Below are 20863 nucleotides of genomic sequence, written 5' to 3' on the forward strand. Positions count from 1 at the left end.
TAATGATAACAAGAATATACTGATGATGATGGGTAATTTATATTTACCAATTGCCAATTACCAATATGAATAACGAATTTTACCATCGGGGATTAGAAAAAGCTCAACAAAAAAATTATGCAGGTGCTATAGAGGATTTTAACGCTGCTATTCAGGAAAATCCTAACTTTAGCAAGGCATATATCCAACGAGGTTTAGCATATTATGATTCTGGGGCAATTCTCCAAGCTGTTGATGATTATAGCAAGGCGATAAAATTGGATGAATTGAGTGTAGAAGCTTTTTATTGTCGAGCTTTAGCTAGGTTAACATTAAAAAACCTGCCGGGGACTTTAGATGATGTAGAAAAAGTAATTCGTCTTAATCCTCTTTATGCGGCTGCTTATGATTTACGGGGAATGGTGCGACGGAAACAAGGATATATTCAAGAGGCGATCGCTAATTTTAAAAAAGCAGCCGAATTATATTTAGAACAGAAAGATAAAGACAAATGTTATAGCTGTTTGGAAAAAATTAAACAACTACAATCACCAGAGAAATCAATTCAGCCAGTAACTAAGTCTGCTCCTGAATCTATAATTTCTACTAATCAATATTTTCAACAATTATTAGCAAAGGCAGAACAAGGAGAAACCAGCGCCGCAATTGCTGATTTGAATTGGGTATTAAAGGCTGATCCCAATGATGCCCAAGCTTATTGTTGTCGTGGTGTGGTGCAGTGTAAACTTGGTAATTATCATGAAGCGATCGCCGATTTTAATCATGCACTACAACTAAATTTTCAAGATGGGATTGTTTATCGTAACCGAGGAAAAGCCCGTTCCCAAATTGGTGATTATCAAGGAGCATTGTCTGATTTAAACCAAGCATTACAAAAACAACCTGAAGATCCCTTAGTTTATGTTGCTAGAGGGAATATTTATCGCAGTATGAGTGATTATCTCAAAGCAATTCAAGACTATAGTCAAGCACTGCAACTCAATCCTAATTATGCTCCAGCTTACTATCATCGTGGTCTTGTTTATACATTGTTAGAAGAAATTCAAAATGCTATATCCGATTATCAAAAAGCAGTTAGTATTTACTGCGAACAAGAAGATTGGGAAAATTATCAACAGGTATTAAATAGTTTACAAAAAATTCAAACTTCCAATCCCGAAATCAAAAATCAGAAATATCAAATTTTACGACAGCGGCTTTTGCGTTTAGTGGGAGGACAACAGGAAATAGCAAACCGTTTAATTCAGCAACAGGAATATAATTATCCGGGAATGTCAGATGATTGGTATTTGCAAAAGGTAATTGATCAGTTAGAGCGCGATCGCCAGTGATAAAATTTGATTATTTAACCCAAAACTTCAAATTCTGGAAATTTATGAATTTTCATGATACCACAGCAGAGATTTATGATATAAATAGTAAAATACGGTATTCCTACCTAAAAACCGTAGATTATTTGTAGAAGGATAATATAAGTGGGTATAGTAGTTGAAAACGTCTCCAAACACTTTGGTAGTTTCCAAGCAGTTGATCAAGTAAATCTGGAAATTCAGAGTGGTTCGCTAGTAGCTTTACTTGGTCCATCTGGATCTGGTAAATCCACCCTATTGCGGTTAATATCTGGTTTGGAAATGCCAGATAGTGGTAAGATAATTCTGACTGGTAAAGATGCCACCTATCAAAGTGTGCAAGAAAGAAATATTGGCTTTGTTTTTCAGCACTATGCCCTATTTAAACATTTAACTGTCCGCCAAAATATCTCCTTTGGCTTAGAAATTCGCAAAGCCCCCAAAAAGAAAATTCAAGGGAAAGTAGAACAGTTATTAGAATTAGTGCAATTAAGTGGATTAGGCGATCGCTATCCTTCACAACTTTCCGGTGGACAAAGACAACGGGTAGCATTAGCTAGAGCTTTAGCTGTAGAACCCAATGTCTTATTATTAGATGAACCTTTCGGCGCACTTGATGCCAAAGTTCGCAAAGATTTACGAGCCTGGTTACGTCGTCTTCATGATGAGGTTCATGTTACCACAGTTTTCGTTACCCATGATCAAGAAGAAGCAATGGAAGTTGCTGATGAAATCGTGGTAATGAATAAAGGCAAAGTTGAACAGGTAGGAACACCCGCAAATATTTATGATCATCCTGCATCAGCCTTTGTGATGAGTTTTATCGGTCCGGTGAATGTATTACCAAGTTCTGCGAAAATTTTTCAAAGTAGCGGTTTTGAATCAACAAATCCAGAAACATTTTTGCGTCCCCAAGATATCATCATTGAAACAGTTAGTAATGGGACAACAGCACAAGCTACAGTTAGCAGAATCATTCATTTAGGCTGGGAAATTCAAGTTGAATTAACCTTAGATGACGGACAAATGATTAAAGCCCATTTAACAAGGGAACAGTTTGATGAATTAAAATTAGCACCCCAAGAAAAGGTTTACGTTAAGCCTAAAGATGCTAAATCTTTTCCCCTTTATTATTCAATTTAGGGAACAGGCAATGGACAATTGACAATGGACAATGGACAATTGACAATGGACAATGGACAATTGACAATTGACAATTGACAATTGACAATTCTGAATTACCAATTATCAATTATCAATTATCAATTAAATTAGAGATTTTGCTTTTTCAGCTTCTTTTCCCAATCCCACCAACTGATAGCTGAGATCCCACATCCGCTTGCCTTTTTCATCATCTCGTGCTTGGGGAGAAACCTTTTGTCCAAAAGATGTCCGTCCTTCTTTTTGACGATTTCCCCAACTCCAATAAATACCTGATTGTTTGTATTCAGGATCAGCAACTACCATAGCAACGCGCTGTCCAGATAATTCCTCAGTGACAAATCCCCCAGTAATATACTTTTGGAAAAGAGGGAAAATTTTCTGAAACAGCGGATAGTGATTGCGGAATAACGCCGTTGTCGCTACACAACCAGGATAGAGAGAACTGAAGGTAATGCCGGTTGATTCATGAAAACGATTATGTAGTTCGCGCATGGTGAGAACGTTACACACCTTGCTATCTTTGTAAGCTTTGACTGGTTCAAATTGCTTACCGTCAATCATGCAAATTGGATCTTGGAAACCGGCGGCAAAACCTTCAAAATTACCCAAATCTGGACGAGGAGGAATTTTTCCACCCAATTCATCTGGGTTGTGAGTCACAGTTCCCAAAATTACCAATCTCTTATCAGCAGCAGGTGACTTTTGCAAATCTGCCAACATCAAGTTACACAGTAAAAAATGTCCGAGGTGATTTGTGGTGACAGTTAATTCATATCCTTCGGGAGAAAATAAAGGTTCTTTAATTAAAGGCATATAAATGGCAGCGTTGCAAAGCAAGGCTTCCAAGGATTTGCCAGTGGCTCTAAAATTGTTAACAAACTGTCTAACGCTTTCTAACGAGCCTAAATCAATGTGCATCAGTGTGTAGCTATTTTTAGGCATTCCCACACTTTGAGCCGCTTTTTCGGCTTTAATTAAATCCCGACAAGCCATAATGACGTGCCAGTTTCCTTTATCAGCGATCGCCTTTGCTGCTTGCAAACCAACTCCTGAAGACGCACCAGTGATGATTACTGTTGACTGACGATTTTGTTCCATCTGTTTAGACTCCTTTGATTATACGTTGATTAAAAATCAGTTTATATGATCTTGATGATCTCATACTTTTGAAACTTCTATAGTAATCCTAAATTAGTCGTGAACAAAATATAATCAATTATGGATCATGGCAATCAATGAACATATTTTCAAAACCTAAATGTGGGGATTTAGCATTGCTAAACCCCTAATTCTCTACTTTCTCTGTACTATTGTTAGGCAAATTTAGCTAATAATTCCTCACGAGATGATTGTAGAAGTAAAGGAGTAAATTCTTCTCTGGACATGGCAATTAGAGGATTGATTATTCTTGTTAATTCTGCATCAATTTGACCAAAACGCACTTGTAGGATACTTTCAATCATAGCACGTCTTTCTCTTTCTACACCTGCCTTGAGTCCTTCTTGTCGTCCTTCCTGAAGTCCTACATGAATTCCTTCCTGAAGTCCTTCTTGTCGTCCCTCTTGTCGTCCTTCTTGTCGTCCTTCTTGAAGTCCTTGTTTTTTCAGTTCTTCTAATTGTTGCTGATAAATTTCCGATAATTTCATAATCAACTCCTGATCATCTTTATCAATATCTTGTTCTTGACGCTGACGAGCCGATAATACAGCAATTAGGTTATGTACTAATTGTATAATATCCGCAAAAAAAGGACTATCATTAGCCAGTGCTTCTAATTCTTCTACTGCTTGTCTTTGTACTTTTCCTTTTCCTAGAACCCTCAAAAACAATGTTTCTGGTGTACTAGAAAGTTGATGAATCGCAATAATTACTGTTTTGAATCCTTCTCCAAAAAAATAAATTCCTTTTCCCCAGTTGTCTTCATCCGCAGTACCATTAAAACTTGCTAGAAGTTCCACTGATGCTGTAGGAGTAAAAATCCACAGACGAGGTAATTCTGCTTCATTTATACGGGTATTATTGCGGTTAGATTGCCGTTCTAGATCAGCATGGATGTCAAATAATTTACCCATACAACTGCGAATTTCACTTTTGCTAACGGCATTGCGAAATGGTTCAAATATAGCATAATTTGTCGCCATTTGCCCTAGTAATCCGAGTGTTTCTAGGCTTGGTGTTGGTTGGGATGAGGGGATAAATAAAACGTCTATTTGTCTAACTTCTGCGGTGATATCTTTGCTGGTTTCTACTTGCCCGTAAGGTGTTAATAGTTCAGTTAGATATTGCTTGGCGAATTGGTCATGTATAAAGCGAGTCATTTAATTTGATTTTGACTAATACAGAAATGTTAATCTAACATTTTTTGAACACATGAAAAAAAGTAATAATATAGGGGTTTATGCCGTAAACCCCTACGAGGAAAAAACTAAGCAATTTTGGGTTTTTGTAAATGCCAATTAGTTGATTGTTCATAGGCATAAGCTATTTGGAAAAGTTGTTCTTCTCCTAAAACCTTACCAACTATTTGTAGTCCAATTGGTAAACCTTTACTATCAAAACCACAAGGTAAACTAATACCAGGTAAACCAGCTAAATTAGCAGGAATAGTCATTAAATCATTTAAATACATACTCAAAGGATCAGTGGTTTTTTCTCCAGCTTGAAATGCGGTTGTAGGTGCAGTTGGAGAAATTAAAACATCTACTGTTTCAAAAGCTTTTTCAAAGTCTTGTTTAATTAAAGTACGGACTTTTTGCGCTTTCAAATAATAGGCATCATAATAACCAGCTGAAAGAGCATAAGTACCAATCATAATCCGGCGTTTGACTTCCGCTCCAAAACCTTGAGAACGAGTCCGGGTGTACATTGATAAAAGATTATCGGCATCTGGAGAACGCAAACCATATTTAACGCCATCATAACGCGCTAAATTAGCTGATGCTTCCGAAGGAGCGATAATATAGTAAGTTGGTAAACCATAGCGGAAACTGGGACAAGAAATAGGATGAATTTCTGCACCTAATTCTTGAAGTTGTTCAATGGCTTTGGTGACAGCGGCTTCTACTTCTGGATCTAAACCTTCACCAAAGGTTTCTGTAATTACACCAATTCTCAATTTTTTGCCAACTTTGAGATCCGGTTTTAAACTAGCAGCATAGTTAGGAATGGCAACTTTGAGACTGGTGGAATCTTGTGGATCATAGCCAGCGATCGCACTCAACAATATAGCCGCATCTTCTACACTGCGTCCAAATGGTCCAATTTGGTCTAAAGAGGAAGCATAAGCCACTAAACCATAACGGGAAACTAACCCATAAGTTGGTTTCATCCCTACGACACCGCAGAAGGAAGCCGGTTGACGAATTGAACCCCCTGTATCCGAACCCAGGGAAACCACACATTCATCGGCTGCTACGGCTGCTGCTGAACCACCGGAAGAACCACCAGGAACACGGGATAAATCCCAAGGATTAGCGGTAACTTGATAAGCGGAGTTTTCTGTAGAACTCCCCATTGCAAACTCATCTAAGTTGGTTTTACCTACCATTACACCCCCAGCATCAGCTAGTTTTTGGGTAACGGTGGATTCGTAAGGTGGCACGAAATTTTCTAAAATCCGGGAAGCGCAGGTTGTGACAATCCCCTTCGTACACAAATTGTCCTTAATCCCGATAGGAATCCCCGCTAAGATGCCAATTTCTTCTCCCGCAGCAATTTTTGCATCCACAGCTTGAGCTTGTTTTAAGGCTTGTTCTGTCGTGACAGTGAGGAAACTGTGCAGTTTTGGTTCTAACTCTTGAATCCGATTTAATGCTTCTTGGGTAATTTCAACGGCAGAACGTTCTTTACTGATTATCTGTTCGTGCAACTCGCGGATGGATGCCATAATTGTTCTCTTTAAGGAATCAAGTCATTGATTTTAGCATTTCCAGGACTGGGGATTGGGGAATTTTCGTCTGAAGTTACAGCAGATTTTTTTCTCACGCAGAGGCGCTCCAGACGCAAAGAGAGTTTTGAGAGTTTAGATTATTGATGGCAAAATCTGGGTACAAAGAGATGATACCGAAGATGGTATTACCTATGAATTAGAAGCAGCGGGAATTCCTAAAGATAAGATTGTTTTAGGTTTTCACCCGCAAAATGTTAGGCAACATAAGGGATATGCTGTGATATAAATTTAATCAATGAAATCGGAACAATGAGCAATTGGGGAGAAAATACTTGAGGGTTATTCCGTAATTACAGTATAATAGTTATGTTACCTGAATTGGGTGTTATTGATGCAGCCACTACATTATTTAATATTCCATCCTGACTATGCAAGGAAAAAAACTGAAGTCAAAGGTAAAGCTTTAATTGAACATCAACTTACAGATTGGCAAGGTAATGTTTGGGTAGATGAACCAGATGGAAATGAAGATCCATTTGTATTTTCAGAAAAGTGGCTTTATTCGTACTGTCATGCCACGCAATTACGAAGAAGTCCTGAGTCAAATGATGCCTATATCACAGAAGGATCATATATATTTTTCTGTAGTGGAGATGCTGCCCATAAAAGAACTATTCAACTAGACACAGTTTTTGTTGTAGATCATGCTGCCAAGTGGCCAGATAAGCAACAAGGAATACCTAAAGAGTTTAAACAGGATTACCAAAATAATAAATCTAGCCTATGGGAAAGACATTTTAAATACCCTTTTATTGGACAACATACTGGAAAATACACTTATGTAAGTAGGCAATGGTTTGATAGAAAAGATGAGTATTCTTTTTTGCCAATTTTTGATGACGGTGATAGAGTAAAGTTTGATTTAGAGTTACTTACATCCGAGCTTAAATCGAAGATAGAAAATAAAATACGTGGAAAATATCCAGTAATGTTAAGTGAAGAACACAAGACAGAATTACTAAAAATAATATTATCTCTAACGAGTATTCAAGTAGTAGGAAATCTGAAGAGGCAAGATGACAACATTAACATAATAGATTCTTACATCACAGGCTGTGGAGCAAAATCGGTAAGGATGGGAAAGTGTTAGATACAGCTTTGCTCAACTCAATCATGATTTTTGGGTAGCAGTATGATTGCTTCGCTCGCCGTAGAAATAGCTAAATTTCCAGCATTAATTACAAAAAATCGGTAACATAAAGGTATAACTCAAGTTATACCAAGCTATGAAAACAGCAATTTCCATTCCTGACCCTCTTTTTGAAGCTGCTGAACAGTTTGCAAAACATAAAGGTTTATCTCGTAGTCAGCTTTATGCTGTGGCACTTAAAGAATACTTGAGAACTCATCAACCGGATCAAATTACTCAACAATTAGATGCTATATATGCCGATGAAAATAGCAGTATTGATCCATTGTTTGTAAGTCTACAAGCCCATACGATATCTCAATAAAATTGGATGACTTGTAAAATTTAAACAGCGAAAAATTACTACCTTCCTATGAATGATAAAATCCAGACAGAAAAAGACAAGCTACAGGCAAATACTAATATAGAGATAAATCAAGCAACGGAAAAGGAAGAGGTTCTCTGTCCCCATTGTCTACGCACTGCTACAAATGGTATTAAATGTAAAGGTATTTGTGTGGCTGATAATGACTATTAAGATATCAATAAACAAATTTACAAAGAGCTAAATAATATGGTTAAAATAGTTTCTCGTACTTATGTGGGTCAAGCCAATGTTTATGATATTGGTGTGGAAAGTGACCATAATTTTGTGATTAAAAATGGTTTTATTGCTTCTAATTGTTTTAATAAATCTCACTCTACAGCTTACGCTTACGTAACTTATCAAACATCATATTTAAAAGCAAATTACCCATTGGAATATATGGCGGCGTTATTAACCGCTAACAGTGGGGATACTGACAAAGTGCGGAAGTATCTTGATAATTGCTCTAATATGGGTATTGTGATTGATGCACCAGATGTTAATCGCTCTGGTTTAGATTTTACTCCGGTAGATGGGAAGATTTTATTTGGATTTTCGGCGGTGCGGAATGTGGGACAAAATGCGATCGCCTCAATTTTAGAAGCTAGGGAAGAATCAGGAGAATTAGTCCCATTTAAATCTCTGGCGGATTTTTGCGATCGCGTTGATTTACGAGCGATGAATCGGCGAACTATAGAATCACTAATTAACTGTGGAGCGTTTGATAAAATTGAACCTAACCGCAACCAATTAATTCATGATTCAGAATTAGTTTATGAGTGGGCGCAATCTAGAGCTAGAGATAAAGCCAGTGGACAAGGAAACATCTTTGATTTATTAGGAAGTGGATTTGCAGATAACAATAACCAACCCCAAAAGAACGCTTTTGAATCTGCACCGAAAGCTCCTCCTGTCAATGATTTACCACCTCAAGAAAAATTACGGATGGAAAAAGAATTATTAGGATTTTATTTATCAGATCATCCTCTCAAATCTATTAGACAATCATCTTCAGTCCTTGCACCTATTAACCTCGCACAACTAGGAGAACAAAAAGATGATTCCCTACTTTGTGCCGTGGTAATGTTGAATAATGTCAAAAAGGTTGTCACAAAAAAAGGCGACTCTATGGCAATTTTGCAAGTTGAAGATTTATCTGCTGCGTCAGAAGCTGTCGTTTTTCCTAAAACATACGAGCGGATTAGTTCTCTACTAGAAGTTGATGCTAGATTGATTATTTGGGGTAAGGTAGATCGCCGTGATGATCAAACTCAATTTATTCTTGAAGATGCCGAAACTGTAGAAACAGTAAAAATGATTTTAGTGGAACTTAGTCCACAACAAGCCGGGACAATTGAAGAACAACATCGTTTAAATACTATTCTTAAAACACAGGCTGGGGATAAAGATAAATCACGAATACCAGTAATTGGGGTTGTTCAAGCCGGAAATCACCGAGAAATTGTCCGCTTTGGTAGACAGTTTTGGGTACAAGATTCAGGAACAGCAGTACAAGCACTACAAAATGCCAGATTCCCAGCGCATATCAAACAACTAACCAGCGGTTAAACCATAATACATTTCGCACGTAGGGGCGCAGGGCCTGCGCCCTTCCATATTATGTCTGTCCCATATCACGCCTTTCTTGTATATGTATGTAATCGTGAATTAAGAGGGCTTACACCGTAAGCCCCTACGAAATCAACCATATTATGTCTGTCTCATATCACTTCTTTCCCTTATATGTATGTAATCGTGAATTAAGAGGGCTTACACCGTAAGCCCCTACGAAATTAAATTATTGATTTGGTTATGACGTTTGATCCCGAAAAACATCACCGCCGTTCAATTCGGCTTACTGATTACAATTATGCTCAAGCTGGAGCTTATTTTGTGACGATTTGTACTTATCAGAAACAATGCTGGTTTGGTGATGTTAAACAGGGTGAAATACAGCTAAATCAAATTGGCCAAATAGTTGTTCAAGAATGGTTAAAATCATCAGAAATTCGGCAAGAGATTGAATTGGATGAATGGGTTTTAATGCCTAATCATTTACATGGAATTGTTTGGATTAAAGATCAAGATCAAGGGAAGGGAGATGCCTACAGCGAGCGAAGCTATTGCATTCAGGGATTCAACCAAGAGGGTTTACAGTCTCGTTCTTTGGGTTCATTTATTAATGGATTTAAATGCTCTGTGACTCGGCGCGTTAATTTAATTCGTTATGATTCTGATGTTTCTTTTTGGCAACGTAATTATTATGAATCGGTCATTAGGAGTGAAGAGCATTTAAGTAATATTAAACAATATATCTTGAGTAATCCTCAAAACTGGGAGGATGATGAAGAACATCCGCACAATAATTCTGAATGGCAGAAAAAGCTGATTGATGTTCGATTTTAACACACGGCATATTTTAGTAAATAATTGTCCTTACCTAATTATTCGCAAAATTGGATGATTTATCTGTAGATTTAAGAGTTATCATTTTTAGCAGAGATAAATTTAAAAACTTTCATAAACAGAATAAATGTGGTGTATTATCCCAAAGTTTATATTTCAGAACCTAGCTGTCCGATTCATTTAGTTGGCAGAACAGGACAAGAAGTGGAGATATCCATTCATACTCCCAGTCCATATATCTGTGCTAATTGCGAACAGATATTACCAGACTGGAAACAGCAACAGTTTTTATGGGTAGTGATTATCTTGCAGCAATCACAATATCCTTTAGAGGAAATGACTATAGAAACAGAAATAGAAAAAGAAAAGCTGCGAGAAAAATTTATGCGTTTTGGTTGCGATGTGGCATTTAATTTGCGCGATCGCGGATATTTAACAGACCTAATAGATCCCCGTACAGGCTATCCATTACTATCTCATTCTGGTTTAGTTCCCCACGATGATACAGCAGTAGCCCAAGCTTTATTGAAATATCCAGCAATTGAAAATAAATGCCATGTGCTTGTACATCCCCAATGGGGAACGGCTGTTTATCCTAGCGTCATGCTTTCGGAAGCACCTCCAGATATCATCGAGTTAGTTACTAAAGCGATCGCACCAATGCACGGATGGATAGAGGGGTGAAGAGGCAGAGGGGCAGGGGAGCAGATTTTTCCTACTGACAACTGACAACTGACAACTAACAAAATTTGCCAAAATAAATGTGTAGGCTAGAATTACCACGCTTTTACCAAAGCCTAATTAGGTAAATCCAGGATATTTAGTTCACTTAGCAACAAGACAGAGGTAGGGAATATGGATAATAACAACTGGTTGCAGCAGTTAATGATGTTGGGTATTGGGACAACTTCTTTAGTTGCAGACAAACTTAAGCAAGTCAGTGATGAATTGGTAAAAGACGGTAAGCTCAATCCTGATCAAGCTAAAGCAGTAATGGATGATCTTGTAACTCAGTTACAATCTGAACAAGGCAATTGGGACGAACAAATGCAACGACAAATGCGAAATATGATGCAGGATTTGGGAGTTGCGCGTCAGTCGGAAGTAGACGAATTACGAGGGAGAATTGACCGTTTAGAGCGACAAGTCAGGGATTTAGAAAATAAACTGTGGCGCTAAAATGTCATTTCTGATTTAAACTAATTTGTGTTCTGTCAGTAATCTGATTACCAATAATTGAAACAGAGAGGGCTGAATTTGAAAGGAATTTTCCTCAGCGTGGCGTTCATGCTGGTGTGTGTTGGCATTTTAGTATTTACCCAAATTAGCGGGAAACAAGATACTGCAATAGCAACTCAATTAACCCAAACACAACTAGCTACCACGGTCATTCAAGAAAACAATACTCTAATAGCGAGCAATACTATGTCTGAAGCCAATACTGTTACTACCCCCTCTGGACTAAAATATGTGGAACTAGTAGAGGGAACAGGTGATACTCCCAAATCTGGACAAACCGTTGAGGTTCACTACGTCGGTACTTTAGAAGATGGGACTAAATTTGATAGTTCACGCGATCGCGGTCAACCATTTAGCTTTAAAATCGGCATAGGACAAGTAATTAAAGGTTGGGATGAAGGACTAAGCACTATGAAAGTAGGTGGCCGTCGTCAATTAATTATCCCTTCAGAATTAGGTTATGGTGCGCGTGGTGCTGGTGGTGTAATTCCCCCCTACTCTACTTTACTTTTTGACGTGGAATTGTTAGGCGTTAAATAGAAATTGGGAACTGGGGATTGGGAATTAGAAATTGGGAAAATATAGAAGGTTTCAGTGATTGCAGTGGTTGAAAAACATCAATAAAAAAATTAGTTGTCAAAAGAAAACAGATGAATAATGCTACTTATTCTGGTGACTCTTCTCCTTTTAGCTTTGATTTTTTCGCCCCTCACCCCAGCCAAGATGCTGATTTACTCCAACAGCTATCTTTTGTCCCTGGGTTGAAAGAAATCCTCATGTTACGTCAAGTTCATGCTTTAGAACACGCTACTGTGTGGTTGCTGGGGGAAAATAAAAACCTCGATTCACCACTAGAAACAACCTCTAATATGCAATTAGATGATGAATTATTGGGTGGTTTGTCTACTGAACAAGGATTTTTTCTCTATGGTGATGTAAATATTAGTGATTTGCGACGGGCTGTAACATTAGCTCAACATCGTCTTACTACTGGAGAATGGGATTTGGCGGTACATCCCCGTTGTGGCACAAATTTATCTGTAGCTATGTTATTAACGGCTGGATTGGCTGCTAGTGTGCCTTTTATCTTACCATTTCGACCTGTTGAACAACTGATTGGTTTAGGTTTAGCAGCCACAGCAGCGGCGGAAATTGCTCCGGATTTAGGGATGCTCACTCAACGTTATATTACAACTTCTATTCCTTTTAATTTGGCTGTTGATAATATTACTATTACTCGTGATTTTTGGGGCAGAGAAAGTCATTTTGTTAAGGTATGTTGGGAAGAATAAGAATCAGGAGTTAATGAACCACGAAGGAACGAAGGACACGAAGGAAGAAGGAAGAAGGAAGAAAATTAATAACTGTAAAAAGTAGATATTTAGTATTATGAGAAAACTTTATTTTTTAGTTCCTGGAACAAATGGTAAGTTTGCTTGTGGTGGTCTTTGGGCGGAGTTGAAAACTGTTGATTTAGCTCAACAAATTTGTGATGCTGTGGTGGTTACTTATCGTCAACGAGAATCAGATAAGTTGTTTTTAGATGATTTATTAAAGGACAAAAAACTAGATGATGTGATTTTTGTCATTAGTTGGGGTTTTGATGTTGGTAAATTGGCGGCTAAGTTACAACATTACAATGTGATTTATCATGCTCATAGTGCAGGTTATCAGATTAATTTACCAGCGAATATTCCTATTATTACGGTTAGCAGAAATACTCTAGGTTATTGGGGACAACAATCACCAAATTCTCTAATTTATTATTTACCAAATCAAATTAGTGATGGATTTACTAATTTACATCAAAATCGAGATATTGATGTTTTGGTTCAGATGCGGAAATCTTCGGAATATTTAATTAAATCATTAATTCCAGCTTTAGAAAAAAAATGCAAGGTATTAGTTGTTGATAGTTATGTGGAAGATTTACCAGCTTTATTTAATCGCACTAAAGTTTATCTTTACGATTCTGGAGAATATTGGAAGTTACAAGGAGTTAGTGAAGGATTTGGTTTACAACCAATGGAAGCTTTAGCTTGTGGTTGTCAAGTTTTTTCTAGTGTGAATGGGGGATTATCTGATTATTTAGATCCGGGTTTTAATTGTTATAAAATTGCTGGATATGCTTTGGAATTTGACGTAGAACGGATTTTAAAAGTTTTAGAATCTTCAGGATCACTAACTTTATCAGAAACTGTGTTAGCAGAGTATAGAACTGAGAATATTATTCACCGCTTACAAGTAATTTTAGCAGATATCAATGATTTCTTTGACCATAAAAATAATTATTCGGCTAAAATTCCAGATTTTACAAAAATCCGGTTAGCAAAATTATTTACACAGAGAATCTTTGCTAAAATTAAGAAGAAATATTTACAGGGTAATTAGGTAATTTTAATGAATAGAAGATTATTGGTAACTGGAGGGGCTGGGTTTATTGGTGCGAATTTTGTCCATCATTGGTGTCAGACTTATCCAAATGATCGTTTAGTGGTATTGGATGCTCTTACCTATGCTGGAAATCGTCATAATTTAGCCTCGGTTGCAGAAAGAGAGAATTTTCGATTTGTCCAGGGGGATATATGCGATCGCTCTTTGGTTGATAATTTACTTTTAACAGAAAATATAGATACTATAGCTCATTTTGCTGCGGAATCTCATGTTGATCGCTCAATTACTGGACCTGCTGCATTTGTCCAAACTAATGTAGTGGGAACTTTTACTCTTTTAGAAGCTTTTCGTCAGCGTTGGGAAGCAAAATCACAACCTAGTAATTATCTATTTCTTCATGTTTCTACAGATGAAGTTTATGGTAGTCTCACTCCAGATGCACCAGCATTTTCGGAAACTACAGCATATAGCCCTAATAGTCCCTATTCAGCCTCGAAAGCTGGGAGTGATCATTTAGTTCGGGCTTATTATCATACTTATAACTTACCGACAATTATCACCAATTGCTCAAATAATTATGGTGCTTTTCAATTTCCCGAAAAGCTAATTCCTTTGATGTGTATTAATATTTTAACTGGTAAAGAATTACCTGTTTATGGTGATGGTAAAAATGTTAGAGATTGGCTGTATGTAGGTGATCACTGTCGGGCTTTAGATGTGGTAATCCATCAAGGAAAACCAGGTGAAAATTATAATATTGGTGGGAATAACGAAGTTGAAAATATCAGCCTCGTCCAAAATTTATGTCAAATTATGAATGAATTAGCATCAGATTTACCAGTATCTCCAGCGGAAAAATTAATTACTTTTGTGAAGGATAGACCTGGACATGATCGAAGATATGCAATTAATGCTAATAAGCTGAAAACCGAATTAGGTTGGACTCCATCTGTGACAATTACTGAAGGTTTACGTTTAACTGTGGAATGGTATCTTAGTAATCGTGATTGGTGGAAACCTTTGTTATAGAAGTAGTGAAGAAGGAAGAAGGCGGAATAATCTCGAATTTTGAAAAGTGCTTAACCCCCATTTTCACGAAGACAGGTTTTTAATTATATCAATACCTACTTCCTACAAGTTATTAATGATGAATGGGAAATTTGGATTGGAGTAAATTCCGCACAGCTACTTCTAAATCGCTTTCTTTAAGTAAAGATTCTCCCATAATCACTGTTTGAACACCAGCATCAGCAAGTAAAGATAAATCATCAGAAGTTTCTATTCCCGATTCACTAGTAACTATAATTCCTAACTTTTGTAGTTGCGATCGCCTAGCTATTAATAATTGCTGAGTGATATTAATATTGATGTCAATATCACTTAAACTCTGGTTATTAATGGAAACTATGCGGACATCTTCTAATTCCAGCACTCTATCCAAATCAGTTAAGTTATTAACTTGGATGATAGCATTCATTCCTAAGTAGTGAATCACTCTTAGAAAGTTTTGTAATTCTTTATCTGTAAGAATAGCAGCAATTAATAATATTGCGTCTGCACCAGCCGAACGTGCTAAATAAATTTGGCAAGGATCAATGATAAAATCTTTGCAAAGTAGAGGTAATGCTACCCGATATCTAATCGCCCGCAAATGATCAAAACCACCTTGAAAAAACTTTTGATCAGTAACAACAGATAAACAAGATGCACCTCCACGTTTATAGGCTTGAGCAATAGCAACTGGTTCAAAATCTGGTCTAATTACTTTTTGATAAAGTGATGTTTTTCTCACTTCGGCAATTAAACTAGGTTTATAAATACTCTGTTGCAAAGCTGTGAAAAAATCCCGTACAGTAGGAGCAGCGGTTAACTGACGTTGCAAAGAAGCCCAAGACATATCTTGTTGCATTTGAGCAACTTCTAGTTTTTTTTGCCACACAATTTCTTTGAGCATTGCTTGCATTTGAGGATTATAAATTGTAATTGGGTAAATCATAAAATCTGCATAATTCAAAGTTTGTAGTGTTAGCGCAGCGTCTCGTAGAGAGGACTTTAGTCCTAATCTAAGGGCTGTTCGCGTAGCGTTCCCGCAGGGTAGCCCTTACTACCAAATCATCTCCATATTTTTACATTACTTAATCTACTTTGATTTATTCTCCTCTACTTACTTAATGGTGATGAATTATTATTTAAGAAGTTTCATCTTTCTGGTTTTAGACGAAAATTTCAACATATTCATCTTCAAAAACGCACCCATTTTGATTTGACATCAAACCTGTCAACTTTTTTTACATTTGGCTGATTTTCCTGAGCATTACCAAGTAAGCAGTTAGTTTTCAGCAATCTGATATAAGTACGATATGGAATATAGTCTATTGGGTTATAACCAGAAAATTGTAAAACTAACACACAAGCCCAAGAGTATTTTCCTGAGATAATCGCTTTGATTATTTGTTCTATTTGTTCAGCTTTAATTTTTTTATTAATGGATGCACTATACCCTGTAAGATTTTGACTCATGATTTGTATCCCTATTTCTCAGCTAAAAATTATTTAATGATTTTTCTGATTCAGTCATCAAAAAAGGCTTCTTTTTAAAGACTACCTAAAGTTATCCATCCAATACATGAATTATTTTTTGATTGATTTGATGATTTTTTCGCTCTTATTATTTTTACATTCTATTAACTGTCAGCACCTCTATTTTTTAAGTGCCTATTTATCGCCAAGAATTATATAGTATATCTATGAATATTTAGGTTAATTTTCTTGTGTAATCCGGTTGTTAGTGATTTTGTTGAGATTGGTGATTGGTAGTAGATAATCCGTAAAATTATCATCCCTCTACTACTTTTTATTAACTTTTATCTATTCCTTATTCCCTGACTTTATTATTTAGAGCTTATTTTTGATAGTTATACATAAATTTTTCTAATGATTTATCTTCCCTAAGATGGATGTTAAATAATTATGGGTTAATTTTAGGAAAAAATATCTTCCTCCTGACAGATGACTGTCTATATTCTTTCGTAGTTCAATCCAAATAAGAGGAAATATAGTGGAATTAGATAAATAATTCATAATTTACCTATTTATCAAGTTTCACAACCCAAAAATCTCTACAAATATTAATTGACAATATCGCTATTTTATGGTTTGGCATTCAAATTTCAGGGTGAGTAAATTAGCAGACAATCAAAATAATAATTATTGTTGTCATGCAACTAAATGAAAAGGTTTTACTTTTTATTGTTAAAATCAAATTTATTCAAACTTAAATATGAAGCTACCAAGGATTAATTCTTGATGGGGATCATATCAATTATCAAGATTTTATTAGGTATTTTCTCTAATTTTGTGTTTCCTATTACTCAAGTTATATCTAGATTGATGAGTTCCTCGGTACAAGTTTTAGTTATGGTTGAAAACTCTAAAATTTAGTGATTGGAATAACTATGTACGCAGCATCAAAAAAAATTATCGTCATTGATAATGACGTTGTTAACCGCAATCTTATTTGTGATTATCTTCAGGCTGAGGGCTATCATACTTTATGTGCAGAAAATGGTATTATTGGACTACAATTAACGAAAAAATACTTACCTGATTTGGTAATTTGCGATCTGGTGATGCCAGATATAGATGGTTATACTATATTGAGTAATCTGCGAGAAGATCCTTTAACAGCCATTATTCCTTTCATCTTTTTAACTGCTATTAATACAAAAACATCTTTGCGAAAAGCCATGGAATTGGGTGCAGATGATTATTTAACTAAACCTGCAACAAGGGATGAGTTATTGCGAGCGATCGCTATTAGATTACAAAAACAAGCTCTTTTTAGATATTGGTATACTACTAATTCCCCTCAATTCTCAGAATTACCGAATATAACAGTAAATCCTCAGTCAATTTTTCCTAGTTTTCCCAATCTAAAAAAGGTGTTTGATTATATTGAAGCTCATTATCAAGAAGGAATTACCTCTTCTGATGTTGCGGAAGCTGTGGGTTATTCTCCTGCATATCTAACTAGGGTTTGCTGAAAAAGTTATCTGTGAGGGGAGGGAACAGGGAACAGGGAACAGGGAACAGTTTCAACTATCTGGATATCCTCAATTTCCCATATCCGACAAGGAAAAATGCAACTGTTTTGAGACACCATAAGCTAAAACCTTGCACTTGCTTGTTCTTGAAATCCGCGAAACCCCTATTAATAGACGGTTACAGCTTTATTCAGCAAGCCCTAACTAACCAAGTTGCTAAACAAACAGGAGAACCAATTAATGTTTGGATTGTCAAAAGACGGATGGTAGCTGCCCTTCCTTTACTGAAAAATACTAATCAGACAATTGAGGAAATTGCCGCCAATTTGGGTTATCAAAATGCTTGTCATTTTTCCCGACAATTTCGCCAACATCATGGTTTATCTCCCACAAATTGGCGGAAAAAACATCAGGTAACTTCAGATTCAACAACGACAAAGTTGCAATTTATTAAAAATCGCTCACCATTAGTAAAACCTGTAGCTGTAGGGAGAACTTAAAAGTTAAAAACCTCTTACCTATTAGCTAAAATTAACTACTTTTCGGATTACTTAATTGCTGGATCACAAGTTGTACTGCTAAGGCTAATAAACCTAAAGCAACTAGCCCAAATATTCCCATTCCCAAAGCTACTACACCTACTACTAAAGTACGTACAGCCGAACCAATATTTACTACCATTTGGTTATCGGAATGGATGGGTTTCTTCGCAAAAGTTGTGGCAATTGAGATCATGAGAGAATAGGCAGCAAATGCAAATCCTCCTGACATTACTGCCCCAGTTATACAGCGTAAGGGCGTGGGTGATGTTTGATTAGAATCATTGGCTGATAGCGTTTCTTTTGGTTCGTTCATAACATTTAAAAATGAAGTATGGGGCGACTATAAGTCACTACTATACAAGCAAAGTCCACACTTCGTGGACTAATAAAAAAATCAGAAATTTATTAACCCACGGAGGTGGGTTTTGTCTGTGTAGCCGTGACTTCTAGTCGCCTTTTGTTTCTTTTTTTGGTAATTAGGCTATTTTAATCCCATGTTTAATTGTTCGTGTTACAAACAATTCTAAATCTTGATCAGGAATAGCTTCTCGTATCTGCTGCTTGACTATTTCTGCTTGAGCTTGAGATTCAATAATGGCAAATACCGAAGGACCAGAACCTGACATCATTGTTCCTAAAACCCCTGTTTGCCTGGCAAATAATTCCCGCAGTTGCAATACTTGGGGATAAGCTGGTAAGACAACTTTCTCTAAATCATTATGTAGTTCTTGGGCAATTTTTTCGGTATTTTGATTTAAGATAGCTTTGACCATTTCTTCCGAATGAAATGCCTTGGCACGAGCCGCAAAACCTTCTGTATCTTGAATATAGTTAATTCCAAATTGTTGCCGATAAGTTTTGTATGCCCAAGGTGTAGAAACTTCCAAACTACGATATTTGGCTAATACTATGTGTAAATTATCCAAACTTTGTAAAGGTGCAAGTTGTTCACCTCTACCAGTAGCGATCGCTGTTCCCCCAGCAATACAAAATGGTACATCTGAACCGAGACTCGCACCTAATTCTTCTAATTCTAACTGAGTTAATCCCAAATCCCAAAGTAAATCCATTCCCATTAATACCGCTGCGGCATTGGTAGAACCTCCTGCTAACCCAGCAGAAACAGGAATATTTTTTTTCACGGTAATATCAACACCGCCAAAATTACTATACGCTTTGGGAAATTCCTTCGCCATTAATTCCGCAGCTTTATAAACTAAATTAGTTTGATCTGTGGGTACTTGGGGATGATTGCAATAGACGCGGATATTTCCTGTGCTGGCAGGGTGGATATCAATTTGGTCAGATAAATCTATACTTTGGAGTATCATCGCTAACTCATGATAACCGTCAGGACGAGTACCGATAATTTCCAAATACAGATTGATTTTGGCAGGTGCAATTAAACTATAGGAACGCATAACGGTTATTTAGTAAGCAAGAGTAAAGAAAACTATTCCTCATTCCCGATCATATTTACCAATGATACCCATTGGTTAACACCGAGGTCTTCGGCACGGACTTGGGGATTTATTTCTAATTGTTCCAGTATTTGAGTCAAGCGATCGCGATCGATGACCGATTGCAAATTATTTCTTAACATTTTTCGTTTTGCCCCAAATCCCAATTTAACTAAAGTTTCTAACCTTTTAGGATCATTAGCCGGAATTTCTATTTCTTTAGGACGCAATCGCACGACAGCCGAATCTACCTTTGGTGGTGGTTGAAATGCAGCCGCGGGAACTGTACAAATAAAATCACAATCTGCTAAATATTGTACTCGTACCGATAATGCCCCAAAACTTCGAGAACCTGGTTTAGCATATAATCTTTCTGCTACTTCCTTCTGTACCAACAAAACAATCGCCTCAAAAGGTTCTGGATTGGGATGAGAAATAGTCCCAAGTAACTTTTCAATAATGGGTCCTGTAATATTATAAGGAATATTCGCAACAACTTTATTCTGTTTTTGGAAATTAGGAAATGCTGTTAACTGGGATGGTAGATCAAGAGTGAGAAAATCCCCTTGTAGCAGTAAGAAATTTTCTTTTTCACCGATTTGTTTCACAAGTAACTTACACAAATCCCTGTCAATTTCCACAGCGAGTAAAGATTTTACCAGTGGTAATAACCGACGAGTGAGAATTCCTGTACCGGGTCCAATTTCTAAAACTTTATCAGTTTCTTGACAATTAGCCGCTTGGACAATGGAGTTAAGAGCTTTATCACTTTTTAACCAATGTTGAGCAAACTGTTTACGGGGTTGAATCATGTTATTGCA

22 protein-coding genes and 2 pseudogenes are annotated in these 20863 nt (G+C 36.7%); 16 read left to right on the top strand and 8 right to left on the bottom strand.

The window, feature by feature from the left end; genetic code table 11:
• Positions 1 to 65 precede the first annotated feature (65 nt).
• Positions 66 to 1331 carry a tetratricopeptide repeat protein gene (locus tag FJR04_RS14970; protein WP_168496117.1) on the top strand — a complete coding sequence of 422 codons (1266 nt, stop codon included), beginning with the start codon at positions 66 to 68 and terminating at the stop codon, positions 1329 to 1331.
• A 144-nt stretch (positions 1332 to 1475) separates the two neighbouring features.
• Entirely contained in the window at positions 1476 to 2492 is a 1017-nt protein-coding gene (locus tag FJR04_RS14975) for a TOBE-like domain-containing protein (protein ID WP_168496119.1), read from the top strand.
• A gap of 123 nt (positions 2493 to 2615) precedes the next feature.
• On the opposite strand, the gene FJR04_RS14980 is transcribed toward FJR04_RS14975, so the two are convergent.
• The 3 genes from FJR04_RS14980 to gatA form a co-directional block, all read right to left on the bottom strand.
• A complete protein-coding gene (locus tag FJR04_RS14980) occupies positions 2616 to 3611 on the bottom strand; it encodes a protochlorophyllide reductase (RefSeq protein WP_168496121.1) in 996 nt (331 codons plus the stop codon).
• Between the two features lie 215 nt (positions 3612 to 3826).
• Entirely contained in the window at positions 3827 to 4831 is a 1005-nt protein-coding gene (locus FJR04_RS14985; protein ID WP_168496123.1) for a hypothetical protein, read from the bottom strand.
• Between the two features lie 107 nt (positions 4832 to 4938).
• Positions 4939 to 6399 (bottom strand): Asp-tRNA(Asn)/Glu-tRNA(Gln) amidotransferase subunit GatA, encoded by a 1461-nt coding sequence (gatA, locus tag FJR04_RS14990; protein WP_168496125.1) that lies wholly within the window; start codon positions 6397 to 6399, stop codon positions 4939 to 4941.
• Positions 6400 to 6538: 139 nt separating this feature from the next.
• Here gatA and FJR04_RS26495 point away from each other — a divergent pair.
• From FJR04_RS26495 to rfbB, 12 genes and pseudogenes are all read left to right on the top strand, one after another.
• Positions 6539 to 6688 (top strand): annotated as a pseudogene (locus tag FJR04_RS26495) (element excision factor XisI family protein); the annotation flags it as partial.
• A gap of 105 nt (positions 6689 to 6793) precedes the next feature.
• Positions 6794 to 7552, top strand: a complete 759-nt coding sequence (locus tag FJR04_RS15000; protein WP_168496127.1) for a hypothetical protein — start codon at positions 6794 to 6796, stop codon at positions 7550 to 7552.
• Between the two features lie 136 nt (positions 7553 to 7688).
• On the top strand, positions 7689 to 7916 hold the full coding sequence (locus tag FJR04_RS15005; RefSeq protein ID WP_168496129.1) for a ChpI protein: 228 nt from the start codon (positions 7689 to 7691) through the stop codon (positions 7914 to 7916).
• Between the two features lie 48 nt (positions 7917 to 7964).
• Entirely contained in the window at positions 7965 to 8129 is a 165-nt protein-coding gene (locus tag FJR04_RS15010; protein WP_168496131.1) for a hypothetical protein, read from the top strand.
• Positions 8130 to 8165: 36 nt separating this feature from the next.
• The gene (locus tag FJR04_RS15015; RefSeq protein ID WP_168496133.1) at positions 8166 to 9527 is read left to right on the top strand and encodes an OB-fold nucleic acid binding domain-containing protein; all 1362 of its coding nucleotides are present in this window, start codon (positions 8166 to 8168) and stop codon (positions 9525 to 9527) included.
• A 243-nt stretch (positions 9528 to 9770) separates the two neighbouring features.
• Positions 9771 to 10364 carry a transposase gene (locus tag FJR04_RS15020; protein ID WP_168496135.1) on the top strand — a complete coding sequence of 198 codons (594 nt, stop codon included), beginning with the start codon at positions 9771 to 9773 and terminating at the stop codon, positions 10362 to 10364.
• Between the two features lie 129 nt (positions 10365 to 10493).
• A complete protein-coding gene (locus tag FJR04_RS15025) occupies positions 10494 to 11048 on the top strand; it encodes a methylmalonic aciduria and homocystinuria type D protein (RefSeq protein WP_168496137.1) in 555 nt (184 codons plus the stop codon).
• Between the two features lie 171 nt (positions 11049 to 11219).
• A complete protein-coding gene (locus FJR04_RS15030; protein ID WP_168496139.1) occupies positions 11220 to 11543 on the top strand; it encodes a phasin family protein in 324 nt (107 codons plus the stop codon).
• A gap of 78 nt (positions 11544 to 11621) precedes the next feature.
• Positions 11622 to 12143, top strand: coding sequence for an FKBP-type peptidyl-prolyl cis-trans isomerase (locus tag FJR04_RS15035; protein ID WP_254445296.1), 522 nt, complete (start codon positions 11622 to 11624; stop codon positions 12141 to 12143).
• A 110-nt stretch (positions 12144 to 12253) separates the two neighbouring features.
• Positions 12254 to 12895, top strand: a complete 642-nt coding sequence (locus FJR04_RS15040) for a DUF6391 domain-containing protein (RefSeq protein WP_168496141.1) — start codon at positions 12254 to 12256, stop codon at positions 12893 to 12895.
• Between the two features lie 97 nt (positions 12896 to 12992).
• On the top strand, positions 12993 to 13994 hold the full coding sequence (locus FJR04_RS15045) for a glycosyltransferase (protein WP_168496143.1): 1002 nt from the start codon (positions 12993 to 12995) through the stop codon (positions 13992 to 13994).
• A gap of 9 nt (positions 13995 to 14003) precedes the next feature.
• Positions 14004 to 15026: a dTDP-glucose 4,6-dehydratase gene (rfbB, locus tag FJR04_RS15050; protein WP_168496145.1), complete on the top strand. Its 1023-nt coding sequence runs from the start codon at positions 14004 to 14006 to the stop codon at positions 15024 to 15026.
• Positions 15027 to 15138: 112 nt separating this feature from the next.
• Here the strand turns inward: rfbB and FJR04_RS15055 are convergent, their stop codons facing one another.
• On the bottom strand, positions 15139 to 15993 hold the full coding sequence (locus FJR04_RS15055) for an indole-3-glycerol phosphate synthase TrpC (protein WP_168496147.1): 855 nt from the start codon (positions 15991 to 15993) through the stop codon (positions 15139 to 15141).
• A 245-nt stretch (positions 15994 to 16238) separates the two neighbouring features.
• The gene (locus FJR04_RS15060) at positions 16239 to 16517 is read right to left on the bottom strand and encodes a HetP family heterocyst commitment protein (RefSeq protein ID WP_168496149.1); all 279 of its coding nucleotides are present in this window, start codon (positions 16515 to 16517) and stop codon (positions 16239 to 16241) included.
• A gap of 935 nt (positions 16518 to 17452) precedes the next feature.
• On the opposite strand from FJR04_RS15060, the gene FJR04_RS15065 reads away from it, so the two are divergent.
• Positions 17453 to 18040, top strand: coding sequence for a response regulator (locus FJR04_RS15065; RefSeq protein WP_371718063.1), 588 nt, complete (start codon positions 17453 to 17455; stop codon positions 18038 to 18040).
• 206 nt (positions 18041 to 18246) lie between these two features.
• Positions 18247 to 18540: pseudogene (locus FJR04_RS15070) on the top strand (helix-turn-helix domain-containing protein); the annotation flags it as partial.
• A gap of 31 nt (positions 18541 to 18571) precedes the next feature.
• Here the strand turns inward: FJR04_RS15070 and FJR04_RS15075 are convergent.
• The 3 genes from FJR04_RS15075 to rsmA form a co-directional block, all read right to left on the bottom strand.
• Entirely contained in the window at positions 18572 to 18895 is a 324-nt protein-coding gene (locus FJR04_RS15075) for a DUF3082 domain-containing protein (RefSeq protein ID WP_168496151.1), read from the bottom strand.
• Positions 18896 to 19058: 163 nt separating this feature from the next.
• A complete protein-coding gene (gene ispE, locus FJR04_RS15080) occupies positions 19059 to 20003 on the bottom strand; it encodes a 4-(cytidine 5'-diphospho)-2-C-methyl-D-erythritol kinase (RefSeq protein WP_168496153.1) in 945 nt (314 codons plus the stop codon).
• A gap of 32 nt (positions 20004 to 20035) precedes the next feature.
• Complete coding sequence (gene rsmA, locus FJR04_RS15085) at positions 20036 to 20854, bottom strand: 16S rRNA (adenine(1518)-N(6)/adenine(1519)-N(6))-dimethyltransferase RsmA (RefSeq protein WP_168496155.1); 819 nt, start codon at positions 20852 to 20854, stop codon at positions 20036 to 20038.
• Positions 20855 to 20863: the final 9 nt, after the last annotated feature.

Source organism: Anabaena sp. UHCC 0204 (assembly GCF_009711975.1).
Taxonomy (GTDB): Bacteria; Cyanobacteriota; Cyanobacteriia; order Cyanobacteriales; family Nostocaceae; genus Dolichospermum.